Annotated in this window: 16 protein-coding genes and 1 tRNA gene; 12 read left to right on the top strand and 5 right to left on the bottom strand. The window is 58.6% G+C overall.

Annotated elements, in window-relative coordinates; genetic code table 11:
* Window positions 1–35: 35 nt before the first annotated feature.
* From pth to OGI63_RS06700, 11 genes are all read left to right on the top strand, one after another.
* A complete protein-coding gene (pth, locus tag OGI63_RS06750; protein ID WP_011743073.1) occupies window positions 36–635 on the top strand; it encodes an aminoacyl-tRNA hydrolase in 600 nt (199 codons plus the stop codon).
* Window positions 625–4,191, top strand: a complete 3,567-nt coding sequence (gene mfd, locus OGI63_RS06745) for a transcription-repair coupling factor (protein WP_011743074.1) — start codon at window positions 625–627, stop codon at window positions 4,189–4,191. Before pth ends, mfd begins: the two co-directional genes overlap by 11 nt.
* Before the next feature lie 123 nt (window positions 4,192–4,314).
* Window positions 4,315–5,613 carry a phosphopyruvate hydratase gene (eno, locus tag OGI63_RS06740; RefSeq protein ID WP_003808948.1) on the top strand — a complete coding sequence of 433 codons (1,299 nt, stop codon included), beginning with the start codon at window positions 4,315–4,317 and terminating at the stop codon, window positions 5,611–5,613.
* 82 nt (window positions 5,614–5,695) lie between these two features.
* The gene (locus OGI63_RS06735) at window positions 5,696–6,244 is read left to right on the top strand and encodes an FtsB family cell division protein (RefSeq protein WP_264309067.1); all 549 of its coding nucleotides are present in this window, start codon (window positions 5,696–5,698) and stop codon (window positions 6,242–6,244) included.
* A 7-nt stretch (window positions 6,245–6,251) separates the two neighbouring features.
* Entirely contained in the window at window positions 6,252–6,818 is a 567-nt protein-coding gene (locus tag OGI63_RS06730; RefSeq protein ID WP_162836573.1) for a DUF501 domain-containing protein, read from the top strand.
* 12 nt (window positions 6,819–6,830) lie between these two features.
* Window positions 6,831–7,826: a Ppx/GppA phosphatase family protein gene (locus OGI63_RS06725; protein ID WP_011743075.1), complete on the top strand. Its 996-nt coding sequence runs from the start codon at window positions 6,831–6,833 to the stop codon at window positions 7,824–7,826.
* A gap of 47 nt (window positions 7,827–7,873) precedes the next feature.
* Window positions 7,874–7,953, top strand: a tRNA-Leu gene (locus OGI63_RS06720).
* A gap of 212 nt (window positions 7,954–8,165) precedes the next feature.
* Entirely contained in the window at window positions 8,166–8,741 is a 576-nt protein-coding gene (locus OGI63_RS06715) for a hypothetical protein (protein WP_011743076.1), read from the top strand.
* A gap of 33 nt (window positions 8,742–8,774) precedes the next feature.
* The gene (locus OGI63_RS06710) at window positions 8,775–10,235 is read left to right on the top strand and encodes an L-serine ammonia-lyase (protein WP_011743077.1); all 1,461 of its coding nucleotides are present in this window, start codon (window positions 8,775–8,777) and stop codon (window positions 10,233–10,235) included.
* 52 nt (window positions 10,236–10,287) lie between these two features.
* A complete protein-coding gene (locus OGI63_RS06705; RefSeq protein WP_003809595.1) occupies window positions 10,288–10,695 on the top strand; it encodes an FKBP-type peptidyl-prolyl cis-trans isomerase in 408 nt (135 codons plus the stop codon).
* 38 nt (window positions 10,696–10,733) lie between these two features.
* A complete protein-coding gene (locus OGI63_RS06700) occupies window positions 10,734–11,213 on the top strand; it encodes a GreA/GreB family elongation factor (protein ID WP_003809594.1) in 480 nt (159 codons plus the stop codon).
* 97 nt (window positions 11,214–11,310) lie between these two features.
* Here the strand turns inward: OGI63_RS06700 and trhA are convergent, their stop codons facing one another.
* Window positions 11,311–12,198, bottom strand: coding sequence for a PAQR family membrane homeostasis protein TrhA (trhA, locus tag OGI63_RS06695; protein ID WP_003809592.1), 888 nt, complete (start codon window positions 12,196–12,198; stop codon window positions 11,311–11,313).
* 131 nt (window positions 12,199–12,329) lie between these two features.
* Here trhA and OGI63_RS06690 point away from each other — a divergent pair, with 131 nt between their 5' ends.
* A complete protein-coding gene (locus OGI63_RS06690) occupies window positions 12,330–13,817 on the top strand; it encodes a sensor histidine kinase (RefSeq protein WP_033500243.1) in 1,488 nt (495 codons plus the stop codon).
* 82 nt (window positions 13,818–13,899) lie between these two features.
* Here OGI63_RS06690 and OGI63_RS06685 read toward each other — a convergent pair whose 3' ends face one another.
* The 4 genes from OGI63_RS06685 to OGI63_RS06670 all read right to left on the bottom strand — a co-directional run bounded on the left by OGI63_RS06685 (window position 13,900) and on the right by OGI63_RS06670 (window position 18,876).
* Window positions 13,900–14,178: a WhiB family transcriptional regulator gene (locus tag OGI63_RS06685; RefSeq protein WP_003809589.1), complete on the bottom strand. Its 279-nt coding sequence runs from the start codon at window positions 14,176–14,178 to the stop codon at window positions 13,900–13,902.
* A gap of 103 nt (window positions 14,179–14,281) precedes the next feature.
* Window positions 14,282–16,045, bottom strand: coding sequence for an FtsK/SpoIIIE domain-containing protein (locus OGI63_RS06680; protein ID WP_011743078.1), 1,764 nt, complete (start codon window positions 16,043–16,045; stop codon window positions 14,282–14,284).
* A gap of 93 nt (window positions 16,046–16,138) precedes the next feature.
* Window positions 16,139–17,491 (bottom strand): LCP family protein, encoded by a 1,353-nt coding sequence (locus OGI63_RS06675; protein WP_011743079.1) that lies wholly within the window; start codon window positions 17,489–17,491, stop codon window positions 16,139–16,141.
* Window positions 17,492–17,556: 65 nt separating this feature from the next.
* On the bottom strand, window positions 17,557–18,876 hold the full coding sequence (locus OGI63_RS06670) for an LCP family protein (RefSeq protein ID WP_231837112.1): 1,320 nt from the start codon (window positions 18,874–18,876) through the stop codon (window positions 17,557–17,559).
* Window positions 18,877–18,882 lie beyond the last annotated feature (6 nt).

The following is an 18,882-nucleotide window of genomic DNA, read 5'->3' as shown; positions in this document are numbered from 1 at the left end:
GAGCACGCAAGAACACAGAGGAATGGACGATTATTATGGCATCTGATTTCTGGCTGATCGCAGGACTGGGCAACCCCGGCTCCAAATATGAGGGCACCCGCCACAACATGGGCTTCATGACCGCCGACGTGCTGGCCGAACGCTGGTCCGTCAACTTCTCCGACCACAAGGGACTCGCCATGCTCGGCAAAGGCGTGATGAACCTATCCGGCCGCAACGTCAAATTCTTCCTCGCCAAGCCACTCACCTACATGAACGAATCCGGCAACGCGGTCGCCTCCATCAGCGCCTACTACCAGATCGAACCGGACCATATCGTGGTTATCCACGACGACATGGACCTCGACTTCGGCAGAATCAAAGTCAAAGCCGGCGGCTCCGCAGGCGGGCACAACGGCATCAAATCCATCGACCGTTCGCTCGGCACCCCGAAATACGCGCGCGTGCGCATGGGCGTCGGCCACGCCCAACGCGGAGCCCACGCGCACGACAACACCGTGAACTGGGTGCTGGGCGGCTTCGGACCGGACCAACGCAAGCAGCTCCCCGAATTCCTCGCCGACGGTGCCGACGCGGCCGAAACCATCATCTTCGACGGTCTCGCCAAAGCCCAGGAGCGATTCAATGGCCGCTGAACCGACGTCTCCGGCGCAACCACCGCAACTGCCGACCGCAGGCTCGCTTGCCGGCATCCTCGACGTGCTGGAAACCGATGACGATTTCCGCGCGCTCATCGCCGGGGAAATCGAAGAACCGGAATCAGACATCGACCCCAGCATCACCGTCGGTGTGCCGGACGGCCTACGCCCGGCGCTCGCAGCCGGCGCTGCGGGCAAACAGCCGGTCGTGCTCGTCGTCGCCTCCAGCCGCGAAGCTGAGGAAACCGTGGAGTCCATCCGTTCCTGGTATGACGGAGACCCAAACGATGTGGCGCAGCTTGAAGCATGGGAGACCCTTCCCCATGAACGGCTTTCACCACGCGCGGACACTGTGGCAAGCCGCATGGCGGTGTTCCGCAGGCTGAAGCATCCCGAAGAGGGCAGCACGCTGTTCGGCCCCATCCGCATTCTGGTCATGCCGGTGCGCTCCCTCATCCAACCGGTGGTCGCAGGCTTGGGGGACGTCGAACCACTCGTGTTCTCCCAAGGCGAGGAACTGCTTCTTGACGAAGCATCCCGCAAACTGGTGGAAAACGCGTACACGCGCGTCGACTTGGTGATGGACCGTGGCGAATTCGCCGTCCGCGGTGGCATCATCGACGTTTTTCCGCCCACTCTGCCGCATCCGGTGCGTATCGAATTCTTCGGCGACGAGATCGACACCATACGTGAATTCCACGCATCCGACCAGCGCACCTACGGTAAGGATATTTCCACCGTATGGGCCACGCCATGCCGTGAACTGCAGTTGACCGACCAGATTCGCCAACGTGCGAAATCGCTGATCGGCTCCATTCCCAACGCCGAGGACATGCTCGGATCCATCGCCAACGCCATCCCGGTGGAAGGCATGGAATCGCTGCTGCCCGCGCTGGTCGACGATATGGAACCGGTGCAGGGCATGCTGCCCAAGCATGCGCTGGTCATGCTGTCCGACCCGGAAAAACTTCGTCGCGCCGCCGACGATCTGGCGAAAACCGCCAACGAATTCCTTGCCGCAAGCTGGCACGTCGCCGCATCCGGACATGGCGCCGGAGCGCCGATCACCTTCGACCAGGCGAATTTCTACGATTTCGAGGAAACCATCTCCGCACTCGTCTTCTCCAAACATGACGTGTGGAAACTCACCAGCTTCGGCGTCGACGCCACCCGGGAAGGCCACATCCAACTTGATGCCACCAAACCCGGTGAATACCGCGGTGACGAAAACAAAGCGGCCTCCGGCATCGAAGGACTGCTCGACGCCGGCTATGCGGTGACGATCACGGCCGCGGCCCAAGGCACACTCACCCGACTGAAGCGTGCGATCAACGAAACCGGCATCGCGAATTTCGATTGCGTCCGATCGCACGCCATCGACGGTTTCGTGGACGACGCCGCGAAAATCGCCCTGCTCACCGAACGCGACCTGACCGGCCGCACATCCGCCGCAGGACAGGCGAAAACGCCGAAACGCCGACGCAAGGCCATCGACCTGATGGAACTCAAAACGGGCGATTACGTCGTGCACGAACAGCATGGCATCGGCCGGTTCGTCGAGATGCGCCAACGTACCATCGGCAAAGGCGAGAACCAGACCACCCGAGAATACCTGGTCATCGAATACGCTCCCAGCAAACGAGGCGCGCCGGCGGACAAACTGTTCATCCCCACCGACCAGCTCGACCAGGTCAGCAAATACATCGGCGCCGAAACGCCGAAACTCAACAAGCTGGGCGGTTCCGACTGGGCCGCCACCAAAGCCAAGGCGCGCAAGCATGTGCATGAGATCGCCGAGGATCTGGTCAAGCTCTACTCGGCACGCCAGCGTACGAAAGGCTATGCCTTCAGCAAGGACACGCCGTGGCAGAAGGAGCTGGAGGACGCTTTCCCCTATCAGGAGACGGCCGACCAGCTCACCACCATCGACGAGGTCAAGTCGGATATGGAGAAACCCATTCCGATGGACCGTCTGATCTGCGGCGATGTGGGCTTTGGCAAAACCGAAATCGCGGTGCGCGCCGCGTTCAAGGCGGTGCAGGATTCCAAGCAGGTGGCCGTGCTCGTGCCGACCACACTGCTCGTGCAACAGCATTTCGAGACTTTCACCGAACGTTTCGAAGGCTTCCCCGTGAACGTGGCTGCCATGAGCCGATTCCAGACCGCCAAGGAGATCAACGAGACCATCAAGGGGCTTGAAGACGGTTCCGTGGATGTGGTCATCGGCACGCACAAGCTGCTCAATCCGAAGATCAAGTTCAAGGATCTGGGACTCGTCATCATCGACGAGGAACAGCGTTTCGGCGTCGAGCACAAGGAGACGCTCAAGGCGTTGCGCACCAATGTGGACGTGCTGAGCCTGTCGGCAACGCCTATCCCGCGCACGTTGGAAATGGCTGTCACCGGTATCCGCGAAATGTCCACGCTGGCCACGCCGCCGGAGGATCGCCTGCCGGTGCTCACCTACGTCGGCGCTTACGAGGACGCGCAGGTCACCGCCGCCATCCGGCGCGAGCTGTTGCGTGGTGGGCAGGTGTTCTACGTGCACAATCGTGTGCAGGACATCTCCTCCGTCGCGGCGAAAATCCACGAGCTCGTGCCCGAATCGCATGTCGGCATAGCCCACGGCAAGATGGGGGAGAAACAGCTTGACGGTGTGATCCGCGACTTCTGGCATCGCGACATCGACGTGCTGGTATGCACCACCATCATCGAAACCGGCCTTGATATCTCCAACGCCAACACGCTGATCGTCGACCATGCCGACCGCTTCGGCTTGAGCCAATTGCATCAGCTGCGTGGCCGCGTCGGTCGTGGACGTGAGCGCGCGTATGCGTACTTCCTGTACGATCCGACCAAGCCGATGACCCAGCAATCGCATGACAGGCTCGCCACCATCGCGCAGAACACCGCGCTCGGCTCTGGCTTCGACGTAGCCATGAAGGATCTCGAATTGCGCGGCACCGGCAATTTGCTGGGCGATGAGCAGAGCGGCCATATCGAAGGCGTCGGCTTCGACCTGTACGTGCGTATGGTGTCCGAAGCGGTCGAACAGTACAAGGAGCCGGAACGCAAGGAATCGGTTGCCGTCACCATCGACCTGCCGATCGAGGCGTCCATTCCCGTCGACTACATCGATTCGGACAAACTGCGATTGGAAGCGTACCAGAAACTCGCCTCCGCACGCACCGAAGACGATCTCGACGAGCTGCGCGACGAACTCACCGACCGTTACGGCAAGCCGCCCGTCGATTTCGAGGCGCTGTTCGACGTGGCGCGGTTGCGGTTCAAGGCTCGCAAGCTCGGCATTTCCGAGATCATCGCGCAAGGACGCAACGTGCGCGTGTCGAAGTTCGAGCCGCGTGAATCCGTGCAGATGCGCATGGCCAGAATCTACAAAGGCATCCAGTACCGGCCGTTGACCAAGACGTATCTGGTACCGGCTCCATTCGCAGGCTCGCTTGGTTCCAAGCCGATGAGCTCGGACGAAGTGGTCGGATGGACCAGTCAATTGCTTGACGATTTGGACTGGAAACCGACACCGCGTCAATGACAGTGGGATGCAAAAAAGAGTGTGAGCGTTCACATGGAACATGCGGGCAAAGTTTGGCATACGTCCATAAATCGCACTATTCTTGGCATTGTCATCACAACCTAACGTTTATAAGGAGTAGTTGTGGCAGTAATTGAAAGCGTTTACGCGCGTCAGATTCTCGATTCCCGCGGCAACCCGACCGTCGAGGTCGTTCTTGACACCGATGACGGTGCTCAGGGCCTGGGCCTCGTTCCGTCCGGTGCTTCCACCGGCGAAGCCGAGGCTTGGGAGCGTCGCGATGGCGACAAGTCTGTTTACCAGGGCAAGGGTGTGCTCAACGCCGTCAAGGCCGTGAACGAGGAGATCGCTCCGAAGGTCATCGGCATGGACGCTTCCGATCAGCGCGCTCTCGATGAGACCATGATCGAGCTCGACGGCACCCCGAACAAGGGCCGTCTGGGCGCCAACGCCATCCTCGGCGTGTCCCTGGCCGCTCTGTACGCTTCCGCCGAGTCCGCGGATCAGCCGCTGTACCGCTACATCGGCGGCACCAACGGCCACATCCTGCCGGTCCCGAACATGAACATCATGAACGGTGGCGCCCACGCTGACTTCGCCACCGACATCCAGGAGTACATGATCTCCCCGTACGGCTTCAACACCTACAGCGAGGCTCTGCAGGCTGGCGTCGAGGTCTACCACACCCTGAAGAACGTCCTGAAGAAGCAGGGCCTGAACACCGGCCTCGGCGACGAGGGCGGCTTCGCTCCGAAGATGAAGTCCAACAAGGACTCCCTGAACTACATCATGGACGCCATCTCCGCCGCCGGCTACGAGCCGGGCAAGCAGATCGGCATCTCCCTCGATGTGGCTTCCTCCGAGTTCTACAACAAGGAGACCGGCAAGTACCACTTCGAAGGCGACGACCGTGAGGCCGGCTACATGCTCGACTTCTACGAGAACCTCATCAACGAGTACCCGATCGTCTCCATCGAGGATCCGTTCCAGGAAGAAGGCTGGGACGACTGGGCGGCCATCACCGCCAAGCTCGGCGATCGCCTGCAGTTCGTCGGCGACGACCTGCTGGTCACCAACCCGGCACGTCTGGCCAAGGGCATCAAGCTCGGCGCCGCCAACTCCCTGCTGGTCAAGCTCAACCAGATCGGCACCGTCACCGAGACCCTCGACGCCATCGAGCTGGCCACCAAGAACGGCTTCACCTCCATGGTTTCCCACCGTTCCGGCGAGACCCCGGACACCACCATCTCCGACCTGGCTGTGGCAAAGAACACCGGCCAGATCAAGACCGGTGCCCCGGCTCGTGGCGAGCGTATCGCCAAGTACAACCGCCTGCTCGAGATTGAGGAGGAGCTCGGCTCCACCGCTCAGTACGCCGGCTACAGCGCTTTCAAGGCCTGCAAGAAGTACATCGCCGAGTGAGCGTAGCCAGCGCATCATGAATGCGTTGACATAGAAATACCCGTCGTGTTCCAAGTCGAACGCGACGGGTATTTTCGTTGCTATGAGTTCGAAGGCACGAAAAAAACCATCACAACGCGGCGGCGCCGGCCCGGTCGCGTTCTTCGTGGCATTGTTCATCGTGGCTTTGGGAACCATCCAGTTGGCATCGACATTCCATACCTATGCGTTGAATCTGGCAGAGCTTAACGGACTGAAAAAACAGGAAGCGGCGTTGGTCGCGCAGAAACGCGAGCTGGAGAACGATATCGCAAGATGGGATGACAAGGCGTATGTCACCGCCCAGGCCAGGGATCGTTTGGGATTCGTCTTCCCCGGCGAACAGGCGATTCGTGTCGAGCATCCCGAAGCGGTGACCGGCAAGAGCGAGCCGAAAAAAGGGATGACATACGACGAATCACCGAAAACCGCCCTGCCGTGGTATAAGGAGCTTGCATATTCCTTCAAGCAGGCGGATCGGTCGGATCCCGTGAAGGCCGACTCGACGAAACAGTCGCAGCATGCCGGCGAAGAAGACAAACAGGACAGTCAACAACAGACTGGCCAATCGCAACAGGACGGTCAGCAGCCGTCAGAAGACGGACAGGAGTGACATGGACATGACGATTATCGAACAGGCCAAGGGTTTGGCGGACAAAGTGCTTGCCCAACCCGCCACCGAACATGATATCGCCGTGGTGGAGCGTCAGCTTGGACGTTACCCGCGCGGCATGGTCGCCGTCGGAGCCCGTTGCGTATGCGGCCGGCCTTTGGCTGTGGTCACCCGGCCGTTGCTTCCAGGCGGTGTCCCGTTCCCGACGACCTGCTATCTGACCGGGCCCGAAGCGGTGAAGGCCATCTCCCACATCGAAGCCGAAGGCAAGATGAAGGAATACAACGATATGCTGGCCGAAAACGAGGATCTGCGTGCCGGATACGAACGTGCCCACGAACTGTACCTCGCGTTCCGCCATGAAATCGCTTTGGCCTTGGAAGACAGCGAGGAACACATCGAAGGCACCAGTGCCGGCGGCATGCCGGTGCGTGTCAAATGCCTGCATGCGTTGTTGGCCCAGACGCTGGTGATGGGTGAGGGCGCCAACCCCATCGGTGATATGGCCCTGTCCGCCATCAAACATGAGTTCGATCCGGCCGTATGCCGTTGCGCAGTGGAAAACGAAGAGTAGAAGGTGGGAGTAATGAAGTCGGTAACCGTTGCCGGTATTGATTGCGGCACGAATTCGATTCGTCTGAAAGTCTCGCGTGTGAGCGAGGACGGTGTGGAAGACATCGTTCCGCGCATCCTGCGGGTGATTCGTCTCGGTCAGGATGTGGACAAAACCCATCGCTTCGCCGACGAGGCGTTGGCGCGCGCCTATGAGGCCGCCCGAGAATTCGCCGGCGTGCTTGCCGAACATCCCGTGGACGGCATCCGCTTCGTGGCCACATCGGCCACCCGTGATGCCGAGAACCGTGAGGAATTCGAAGACAACATCGAGAAGATCTTGGGCGTGCGTCCCGAAGTCATTCCAGGCACGGAGGAAGCGGATTTAAGCTTCCTTGGTGCCACCAGCATCGTCCATCGCGAGGTCGAGGCCCCCTATCTGGTGGTCGATTTGGGCGGAGGTTCCACCGAACTGGTGCTGGGAGGCGACGGCGTCACCCATCCGAGCACGCAGGTGCAGGCCGCGTTCTCCATGAATATCGGGTCTGTCCGTATGACGGAGCGTCATCTGAAAAACGACCCGCCGACCGAGGGGCAGATCGCCGAGGCGGTCGCGGATATCGACGCGCATATCGACGAGGCGTTCAAGACCGTTCCCGCCGGCAAGACCCACACCATCATCGGCGTGTCCGGAACGGTCACCACCATGACCGCATTGGCTATGGGATTGACGGAATACGACCACACCGCCGTGGACGGCGCACGCTGCACGCTGGAAGATGCCTATGCCGTTGACAACCGGTTCCTGCACATGCCTCGTGAGGAGCGTCTGACCTACAAGACCATTCATCCCGGACGCGTCGATGTGGTCGGCGGCGGCGCATTGGTGTGGAACCGTGTGCTTGCCAAGGTGTCTGAAGCCGCATATGAGGATCATGGCCAGCGCATCGACTCCTTCATGGCCAGCGAGCATGGTCTGTTGGACGGCATCGTGCTGGATTACGGCAAGAGATTGCTTGCTGCGCGCTGACGTGGCATAATAGCTTGGCGTCGGCTTTTTCTTCTGGCCGGCGCAAAGCCTCCATGGCGAAATCGGTATACGCAGTCGACTTAAAATCGACCTCTTCGGATTGTGGGTTCGAGTCCCGCTGGAGGCACTTTTGGAAACCGCCAGAGATGGCGGTTTTCCTTTATTCTCCAACGGTTTTGGCATCATCGCGATTCACTGCGATTCAACCCTTTTCCACGGTGGGTTATGGAAAAATGTGGGCAATGTGTAGGCAAAATGTGGCATATCGTTCCCGAAACATTCCGTAGGTACACTGTCGGACATTACAAACCGTATGACACCGACTGAAACGGATGACGCATGACTTCGAAAGACATCAAGCCTGTAATCGAACAGCCCGCCACTGAAATCCCCCTGATGCTTGCGCAGGCGATTATCGTTGCCGGCGTGCTCGCTATCGGCGAAATCGCATGTTCTCCGCTGTACTTTACCTTGATGGACCATTCGTTGGCACTCGTTCCGTGGGCATTGGAAGCCGCATTCCTTGCCGTGGCGTTCACCTTCGTCGTGGGCTTCGCATTGTTGTGGTGCGCCGAATCGTTCACTTTCAAACTCAAGGAACGATTCCGCCCGTTCGGCTATGCGGCGGTAGGATTGATTGGATACGGCGTATGGAGCCTGCTGGTGTTCACCGCCACCATCAATTCGATACTCGCCAAAGTCGGGGAAAGCGTTCTTACCAACGGCCAGATCGGCGCGATCGCGCTGAACGGAGCAGCCTTGGGCTTCGTCGCTTTCCTTTTCGCAAAACTGCTCGACGTCAAACTCGGCAATCGCAAAACCGTTGCGATAATTCTGCTTATCGCGGAAATCGTCATTGCCATCATCGGCCTACTCATCATGATTCGCATGTTCAGCGTGCTTTACGCGGCGTGACGGCGAAGACGCGGAAAAGAGAGCGCAATATACATGTTCAGCATTCTGGAGATGTTCACCATCGGCGTCGGCCCCAGCTCGTCGCACACCGTAGGACCGATGGTCGCGGCCAGCAGATTCGCTGCCTCCCTTGAACGTGACGGCATACTGAACCGGGTCGGCCGCGTGCGAACGGTACTGTATGGTTCGCTCGCCCTGACCGGTCTTGGGCACGGTACCGATCGCGCCACGGTGGCGGGCTTGGAAGGCAACGTACCGAAAACCGTCGATACCGATCACATGAGCAATATCCGTATGGAATGCGAGGCAGGCGGCGAGCTGATGCTCAACGGCACGCATCGCATCGATTTCGATTACGGACGCGATGTGGTGATGGATGTATGGCACCGCATGGCGGCCCATCCCAACGGCATGCGATTCCAAGCCTTCGACCGGCAGAACAATCTCATCGACGAACAGGTCTGGTATTCCATTGGCGGTGGATTCGTCAGACAAGGCGACGCCGACGACCTGATGATCGGCATCCATGAGAAACCCCCTGCGGGAACGGCCTTCGCCGATCAGACCGACGATTCCTCAACCGATATCGATATGGATATGCCCTATCCGTTCACCACATGCGACGAACTGATCTCGCTGTGCGATGAACATCACATGAGTGTGGCCGATGTGGTGTGGGCCAATGAGACGGCCATGCGGTCCGCCGTGCAGGTGCGCAGCGATTTGGACACTGTATGGCATGTGATGCGCCGCTGCGTGCAGCACGGTTGCAATACCAACCAAACCGTTCTGCCTGGCGGCCTTGACGTGCCCCGCAGGGCGCCAAAAATGTATGCAAGGCTCGCATCCAACAGCGACGTGCTCAAACGGGACGGCAGGCGCTCCGACGCTGTACTCGAATCATCGGACGCCGCATGGGTCGACCTGTTCGCATTGGCGGTTTCCGAGGAGAACGCGGCAGGCGGACGCATCGTCACCGCGCCTACCAACGGTGCGGCTGGCGTCATTCCGGCGGTGCTCCACTATTATTGGCATTTCGTGGATCATGCGGATGAGGATGGTGTGGTGACGTTCCTGCTGACCGCAGGGGCGATTGGATACTTGTTCAAACGCAACGCGTCCATTTCCGGTGCCGAAGTCGGATGTCAAGGCGAGGTCGGCACAGCCTGTTCCATGGCCGCGGCGGGGCTGTGCGCCGTGATGGGCGGCACGCCTCACCAAGTGGAGAATGCCGCGGAAATCGGTATCGAGCACAATCTGGGACTGACCTGCGATCCGGTCGGTGGTCTGGTGCAGATTCCCTGCATCGAACGCAACGCCATGGCGGCCAATACCGCCATCAACGCGGTCCGTATGGCCATGCTGGGCGACGGCACGCATATCGTGAGTCTTGACCAAGCCATCAAAACCATGAAGGACACCGGCGAGGACATGATGGCCAAGTACAAGGAGACGTCGAAAGGCGGTCTTGCGGTCAATGTTGTTGAATGCTAGCGATGGATGGTGCTAATCTTGGTGACACTGTGTTTTTTCAAGGAGGTTCACCATGGCATCTGAAATGCCTGTTGTCAATGCCGAATTCGGCGATCGCCCGACCATCGAATTCCCGACTGAGATCGCTCCCGCCGGCCTGAAGGTCGTGGAGCTCTTTGAAGGCAATGGCCCGATGGTCCGCCGTGGAGACACCGTCACCGTCAACTACCATGGTGTGGTCTGGGGCAAGGACACCCCGTTCGACTCCAGCTTCGACCGTCACCAGCCGGCCACGTTCGGCATCGGTGTGGGACAGGTCATCAAGGGCTGGGATCAGACCGTTCCGGGACACAACGTCGGTTCCCGCCTGGTGGTGTCCATTCCGCCGGAGTACGGTTATGGCTCCCGTGGCGTTCCGCAGGCCGGCATCGGCGGCGAGGACACGCTGGTGTTCGTGATCGACATCATCTCCACCCGCTGATTGACGGGTATCATTCTTCCAAGGTCAAGGAGGATAACATGGCCGAAGAAAAGACGATCCTGCTGACGCAGGAGGCGTACGACAAGATGAAAGAAGAACTCGCCTGGCGTGAGGGCGAGTACCGTGACGAGATTCTGTCCAAGGTCTCCGCGGCGCGTGCCGAAGGCGATTTGAGCGAGAACGGCGGCTATCAGGCTGCCCGTGAGGCGCAGCGCGTGAATCAGGGACGTATCGACGAACTGACCGTCAAACTGCGCAATGCGAAGATTCTGACTGCGCCCAAGGCCGGTGAGGTCGGTGACGGATCCTTAGTGACCCTTGAAGTCAACGGACGTGAAATGGTGTACGTGCTTGGCACGCGAGACCTGTCCATCGCCACGGATTACAGCATCATCAGTCCTGAATCGCCGATTGGCGCCGCCATCAATGGCGCTCATGCCGGAGATACGGTGACCTATACCGCTCCGAACGGCCGTGAGATTTCCGTGACCATCAAGGAAGCCAAGCCGCTCGCCTGACATACGTGTGACGAAAACAACAGCCCGTTCCTCCATCGCATTCGTACGATGAGGGGACGGGCTTATTTTGTTTTGTCCATGTGGGGTTGATTACGCCTTAGGGCCACAATTGCACGATCACCATGTAGATGGCCACCATGTGGCAGGCGTATCCCGCCACGGTTCCGGTATGGAAGATCTCATGGAAGCCGAACACCTTCGGCCAGGGGTCGGGCTTGCGCAGCGCATACACGATGGCTCCGGCGATATAGCAGGCGCCGCCGGCACACAGCAGTATCACCACGGTAGGTCCGGCATAGGGGGACATCCAGAACAATCCCATGAACGCGACGCCGGACACACCGAAAATAATATAGACAAGAACATAAAGCCAGCGAGGCGCGCTGATCCAGATGACATGGATGATGAGCGCCACCGTGGTGCAGATCCACATGCCCGCGATGATGGAATCACGCCAGAATGGCGTGAGCGCGAAGGAAACGGGCGTATAAGTGCCGGCGATCAGCAAAAAGATGTTCATATGGTCGATGCGACGGAGCACATCGGTAACCCGTGGTGACCAATCTCCCAGATGATAACAGGCGGAATTGCCGAACAGTACCAGCGAGCAGGTCATGAACACGGCGCACGCCCATTTGAGCCCGGTGCCATGAGCGAGGCAGATCAGCACGATGCCCGCGGCAAGAGCCAGGGGAGTGGCGATGGCGTGGATCCAGCCACGCAGGAGCGGCTTTGGCCTGCCATGCACGTCGAGTCTGATTTTGCGTTCGATTTCGGCGGGGACGATGCCTTCGATTTTTGCGGCATGGGCTTCGCCTTTGGCGATGGCACGTTTGGCTTTTGCATCCGCCTTGCGTCGAATGTTCTCGGCCTTATTGTGCGCCTTCACGCGAATGGTCTCAGCTTTCGCCTGCAGGGCCTGCTCGCGTGCTTCGGCGATGACCGCGCGTTTCGCCTCGATTTCTGCGTTTGTAGGTTTCGCCATCGGATGCCTCCACTATAAGTTACGGAACCGTAACCTACGTTAGCGTAACCGTCGGATATGTCAATCGGCGTTTCCGCATTATACGTGGGCATATGGTATGCAACCTCGCCATTGATGCGTATTATGGTTGCATGGCTGATTTCTCACATATCCTGATGACCCGTCCGGATTTCGGTGACGACGATCGTGAATGGTTGCACCAGTTGGTGGCCGATTGGCAGGTGATTGCCGATTTGAGTTTCGCCGACTTGCTGCTAATCCTGCAGAACGGCGAGGGCAAGTACATCATTGCCGAGCAATGCCGTCCGTCCACGGTGATGAGTCTGAGAGCCGAGGATGTGGTCGGCAACGTCGTCCCGGAATCCCTGTGCGCCGAGCTTGACGCGGCCATGGACTCCGAATCGGTGTTCCGCTCCTCGAAACTGCGTACGGTCGGCAAGGCCAAGGTCTGCAACGTGTACGCCCCGGTGCGTCATAATGGCAAGACGCTTGGCTTGGTGGTCCGCGAGACCAACATGGCCACACGCGAATCGAACGGCCGTTATGAGTCCGAAAGCATCAGCGCCGGCAAACAGCTGTATGAGATGATTCCGCGCGGCCAGTTCCCGTACCGTAACCCGGTTATGAACCAGCGCCATAACGCACGTGTGGCGGATGGCTTCATCGTGCTCACCGTCGACGGCATCGTCCGATACGCGTCTCCGAACGCCATCAGCTGTTTCCGTCGTTTGGGATCGGTCAGCACCATGCAGGGGGAGTATCTGAGCGAGATCGGCACCAAACTGCTGCATGAGAACGATCCGGTGCTGGAAACGCTGCCATTGGTACTGAGCGGCAAAGCCGCGGTAGATTCCGAATTGGACGCCAACAAAGCCGCGGTGTCCATGCGCTCTCTGCCGTTGATGGACGCCAATGGTCGCGTGGGTGGTATCGTGCTGTGCCGTGACGTCAGCGAATTGCGCCGCCGCGAGAAGGAATTGCAGACCAAGGACGCCACCATTTCCGAGATTCACCATCGTGTGAAGAACAATCTTCAGGCGGTATCCGCGTTGCTGCGCTTGCAGGCGCGCAAGACCAAGTCCGAAGAGGTCAAAAAGGAGCTCAAGGAAGCACAGCGCCGCGTGCAGACCATCGCCATGGTGCATGAGGGATTGAGCCAGACCGCCGATGAGATCGTCGACTATGACAAGGTCATTTCCAACCTGCTTAAGATGGCCGTCGATTTGGCTACGATGCGCGACCAGCACATCGATGTCGATTTCGTAGGCAAATTCGGCATGATGCCGGCACAGGATGCCACGCCGCTATCGTTGGTGCTTACCGAACTGATCACCAATTCGGTGGAACACGGTTTCGAAGGACGTAAGGAAGGACATATCACGATTTCCGTGGGCCGCGGTGGCAATAACCTCAACGTGGTGGTGGAGGATGATGGCACCGGCTTGGCGGATGAGGAGCATGATGGCATGGCTCGCTCTTCCGGATCAGGGCTTGGAACACAGATCATCAACACGTTCGTCACCAATGATTTTGGCGGAACGGTGCATTGGGAGCCACGTCGCGGTGGTGGTACCCGTGTGGTGCTCGACATGAAACTGCGTGCCGCGCAAGATAACTGACCTCTAGAACTGGAATGGCATATGGAAGGGCCGGTCGGATTCCATCGAATCCGACCGGCCCTTCCATATGCCCTGAAAAGAATCAGACCTGCATCTGCATGGCCTGCGAGCGACGTGCACGCATCGCGCGCCGCTTGAGCGCGCGCCGCTCGTCTTCGCTCAGACCGCCCCAAACGCCGTAGTCCTGATTGGTGTCGAGCGCGCATTTCAGGCACGCGTCAATCACCTTGCAGGTACGGCAAACGGCCTTGGCTTCTTCGATTTGCTGATAGGCGGCACCGGTGTTGCCGACCGGGAAAAACAGTTCCGGATCCTTATCCCGGCACGCGGCCTTGGCTCGCCAATCGAAAGCACTGCTCATGTAATCGCCTTCCTCTTGCCATAAGTGGCGTTCTATCCGTTATTTAGATAACCACGAATCGGATGATTTTTCAAGACTTTTTCGCAAAAGAAACCAAGTTTTTTTAGAATCCTTGGAATTCCGCGCATTGCACGGGACATGCCCGTGCTTGTTGGATGAAGACCCCACGCCCGGCAATGGCATAGTCATCGACGCCGAAACCGTCGAGAACCGCGCTGGGAATCCCCATCATCACATCGGTGGCTCTCTCTCCGCAAGGAAACGCAACACGTGTGAGGCAACGTTCAAGTAGGGTGCTTTGCGGCTTTTCCACAGCTGCGATTACCGTGACGGACGGATCGGCGAGTGCGGTCTTGAGCTTATCGGCTTCGGGCATGGCTGCGAAAGGGGAGAGCAATTCGTCGGCGTCATCCACGAACCATATGGTGCGTTCGTGCTGCGGCGATGTTCTGCCGTCGTCGGTGGTCCATTCGCTGTTCGTCTTGCGTGTGAACCGGATGGTGCAGCGACCGGATTCATAGAGACGGCTGGCGCAGCAGAGCAGCAGATTGGTTTTGCCGCTTCCGCATGCGCCAATCACGGCGATGTTGCCGTGTCCTACGTCAAGGAATGCGGTGGAGATGAGTACACCGTCGTCGCTCAAAGCAAAAGGCACATGGTGCCATGCCTCTCGCTGTGGCGCCGTCAAATCGTCTTTGCCTGCATGTGGTGCGAGCGGCGCGGAGAACAAAGGGGAGGGATTGGTGGTGCCGCTGAATGCCGATGCGGTGTTGATGGCATGCACCAAGGAATCAATGTCATGGACCGCGCTGCAGCGGAAAGGAACAGTGCGTTGACCGTCATGACAGTAAGCGGCACCGGGGAAGGCCGGTGGAATCAAAGCTGCATCCTTGGTGCCGATCAGTTCATTCGATTGCATTTGGTCGGTGACGCGTAGGCAGATGCTCAGCGATATGTTGGCCTTCATATCGGCATGGACCTGACCCATGGGATTTTGCGTGCATACGATGAGATGCATACCCAAAGAGCGTCCGAGCGACGCCAATCGATTGAGTCGCTGCATATAGTCGGGTAGACGGTCGCGCAATGCATGGAATTCGTCAATGACCACCACGAGCCGTGCAGGGGGATGGGAAAGCTGGTCGAATCTGGAAACGCGTTCGGCACTTACCAAGGCCTCCCTGCGTGCCAATTCTTGTTCTATGGCGTTCAGCGCACGGACGGCATGGGCGAGGTCAAGATCGCAGACGTTGCCCACGGTATGCGGCAGACGCTCCAAAGCGTTGAAGGTCGATCCTCCTTTGAAATCCAGAAAGACGAAATGGAGGGTTTGAGGACTATGCCGAATCGCCAATGCCATGCACCAACTGATCAGCAGTTCGGATTTCCCCGAGCCTGTGGTCCCCGCGACCATGGCATGTGGTCCGGATGATGCCAGATCTATATGGAATATGCCATGTTCTGACATGCCGATGCCGTTCGTTGGGGAACGGACAAGCCAATTACGCACGATGGTGCGCCATATGAGCGGGTCGTTGTCCAGGCCATGCAGATGCTCAAAACTTATGGACGGCATGTCGGCGAAAAGCTGAGCATGGTCGATTTCGTTTCCGTTATGATGCGTTGGAACCGGCGAATCGCTTCCAGTAATGGTGTTGCTGTTCGTTTCTTCATGCCTGACGCGCATGATCATGGTGATGAGCATCAATGCGCTGCCGAGCAGACTCGGAGCGAGCATCGCCGCATAGAGCCAATGACGTTGCATGCACATGACAATCAGCATGATGAGCTGCGCCAGCAAAGGCGCGCTCCAACTCAATACAGTGAGATGTTGTTCGCTTATACGGTGAGGGGCCTTTTTGTTCATACGGCCAGCATGGGCAAGAGCGGCGGCATGCCGCAAGCCAATATGAGGGTTGTGGTCGGAGAATGTGGGTTATCCACATCCTCCGGCGTGTCGTCAGTTTTGCTGTTCGGCCAGCGTGCCCACGGTTCCTGCGGAATGCGTGCCGTGTGAGAGTTCGGAGAAAAGCTGGATGTTCTTCGCGTCATCCAGCAGAACGCACGATCCGACCCCATCGACGTAATAGTCCGGATCGGTCCAATACACGCTTCCCGAAATGCCATCCTTGCCTGAGGCGCTTTTGAAAGCCAACGCCATCCGAAGCAGAGAGGAAGTCGATGCTTTCTCATCCACGGTTACGGAGCTCAACGCCGCTGCGGCGACCTTTTTGGTCTTGTTGAAATTCGTGAGCGTCTGTTTGGAAGCGCCCTTCTTGACGATGGCGTTGATCACCTGGCGCTGACGTGCGGCACGGCCGAAATCGCCTTGCACATCGGCATATCGCATACGGGAGAACGCCAAAGCGGTGTTGCCGTCCACGGTGTGGCATCCGGCGGTCCAGTTCATACCCGAATAAGGGTCATTCACATTCTGGTCGTAGCATAGGTCCACGCCTCCCAAGGCATCGACCACTTTGACGAGTCCGCCGAAGCGGACCATTGCCACATGGTTGATTTTCTGGCCGGTGATGTCCTCCACCTCATTGACCAACTGTTTGCGGCTGTACAGCTGCGCCACGGCGTTGATCTTCATATAGCTCCCATCGATTTCCACCAGGGAATCGCGAGGAATGGAAATCAGCGAGGACGATCCTGTTTTCGGCTTGGTGAGTACAAGAATGGTGTCGGTTCTGAAACCTTCGACGTCACCGGCATCTCCGATGGTGCCCTCACGTTCGTCGGAGCCAAGAATAAGCCAGCTTTCGCCGGCGGTGTCCGCTTTGGATGTCAGCCAGGTCTGTTTGTTGAGCTGGTCATCGACCCAGTTCCAAGCGGAGAATACCCCTATTCCCAGTGCGAGAATCAGTACAAGGAAAATGGAAAGGACGATACGTCCGACGCGAGGTCTTCTTTTTGGCACGGAAGCCGTCGCTGGAGAGGATGGAACAGATCGGAGCGCCGTGGAGACGGAGGATGACCCCCGGAACTGCTGCGTTGGATTGGCCGTGCGGGTATGTTCTGGAGCGAAGGACACCGGAGATGATGAAGGGTTTCTTCTTGTCTCGCTCGTTGCCCGTGCCGCAGGCTGGAAGCTTTGCGGAACCGAGGAAGAAGGACGCGCCGTGCGTTTGGCCGGTTTTACGGATGATGCATGGTCGGAACGTTTCGCCGGTGCGAAACTCGCTGGCTGGCTCGGTGCGCTTTGCGAGCGGGAGGAATCCGTGGACGGCATGGTTTTTTTGCGTCCTGATGACGGAATGAAACTTGGTGGCACGCTCGTAGGCTCTTTTGCTCCTTTGCCTTCACTCATGGTTCCTCCAAAAAGATTCGTCCCTGTGTCATACGTTGAAAGGGGACGTGATTGCGTGGTCTACGTCAGTTCTTTGCCGGAACGGCACATACGGTCGCATTAAGGTATCGATCCGCAAGCCCGATGTACTGGCCCGTGGTCGCGTCATGAATGGAGCCGTCATCCGGGTCGACGGTGCCGCCAGTGCTCGGATCGACCAACGTGCCGTCGGATTTGGTGATCAGTCCCGTGACGGGATCGGGAGTCTCGGCAGTGGTGTCCGACTGGTTGCTGTCGGTCGTGCCGGAATCGTCGGAGCTGGCTGAATTATCTGAACTGGTGTCGGAGGAGCCGCCCGAGTTTGAATCGGCGGTATCGAAAATCGGCTTGCCCGCTCGCATCTTCTCCCAGAGATTGTCGGCTTCGTCGGTCCAGACGGAACGGTTGGGGTCGGACGGTGCTGGGACCACGGGGACGGTCTGGGTCTGCAGGTTGGTCATGGTGAAATTCTTCAGGCTCATGGCAAGTCCCGCCAAAGCCGCGGTATCAGCCATGCCTTGGGATATGTTGAGCGATTTCAGCGCGGATTTCGCCAGCTGGTACAGCTGCGCGGTATCAGTGAACAGATTCTTGCTGAGCGCCTCGCTCATCAGCTGCTTGATGAGATACTGCTGACGTGTGGTACGCGAGGTGTCGGATCCGTCTCCTATGCCGTGACGGATCCGGGCGTACTGCGTCGCCGCAACGCCGTCAAGATGGTGCATGCCCTTGTCGAGATTGAGTCCGGTGTACGGGTCGTTGACGTTCTGCGGAATGCACAGGTCCACGCCGCCGACTGAATCAATCATCTTGACCAGGCCGGCGAAGTCCACGACGATGAAGTTCTGAATATTCAACCCGGTGAGACTGTTCACGGCGTTCAGCGTGCAGCTGGCCGCCGAGGAGAGATCTCCGCCGGTTTTGTAGGCACCTGCGAAGATGGAATTGAACATGACGTTATACTGTGCGGGAATCGTGCCCTTCGACGTTTCGCACTGAGGCACGTCCACCAGGGAATCTCGTGGAATGGAGACCAGGTTGATTTCCTTGCGGTCGGCGGAGATCTGCACAATCATGGCGGTGTCGGCCTGATGGTTGCCGATGACGTCATCGAAACTGCCTCCGATGGCTTGGTTCTCCGCGCCGTCACGGGAATCCTGTCCGATCAGCACGAACTCGATCGGCTTGCCGGAGTTCGGATCGATGATGGATGCGTCCGTATTCAGGGAACCCTGGCCGATCACGCCGACCGAATTGTTCTTGATGATGCCATTGACGTCCATCCAAGTAGCGGCAGCTGCAGTGCCGACGAACACCAGAGTCGCGGCGATTGCCGCGGCGACTGCGGTCCTGACGTGATGCTGCACGCGATA

Source organism: Bifidobacterium sp. KRGSERBCFTRI (genome assembly GCF_025908335.1).
Note: the sequence above shows the minus strand (reverse complement) of the source record. Positions and strands in the feature narration are given on the sequence as shown.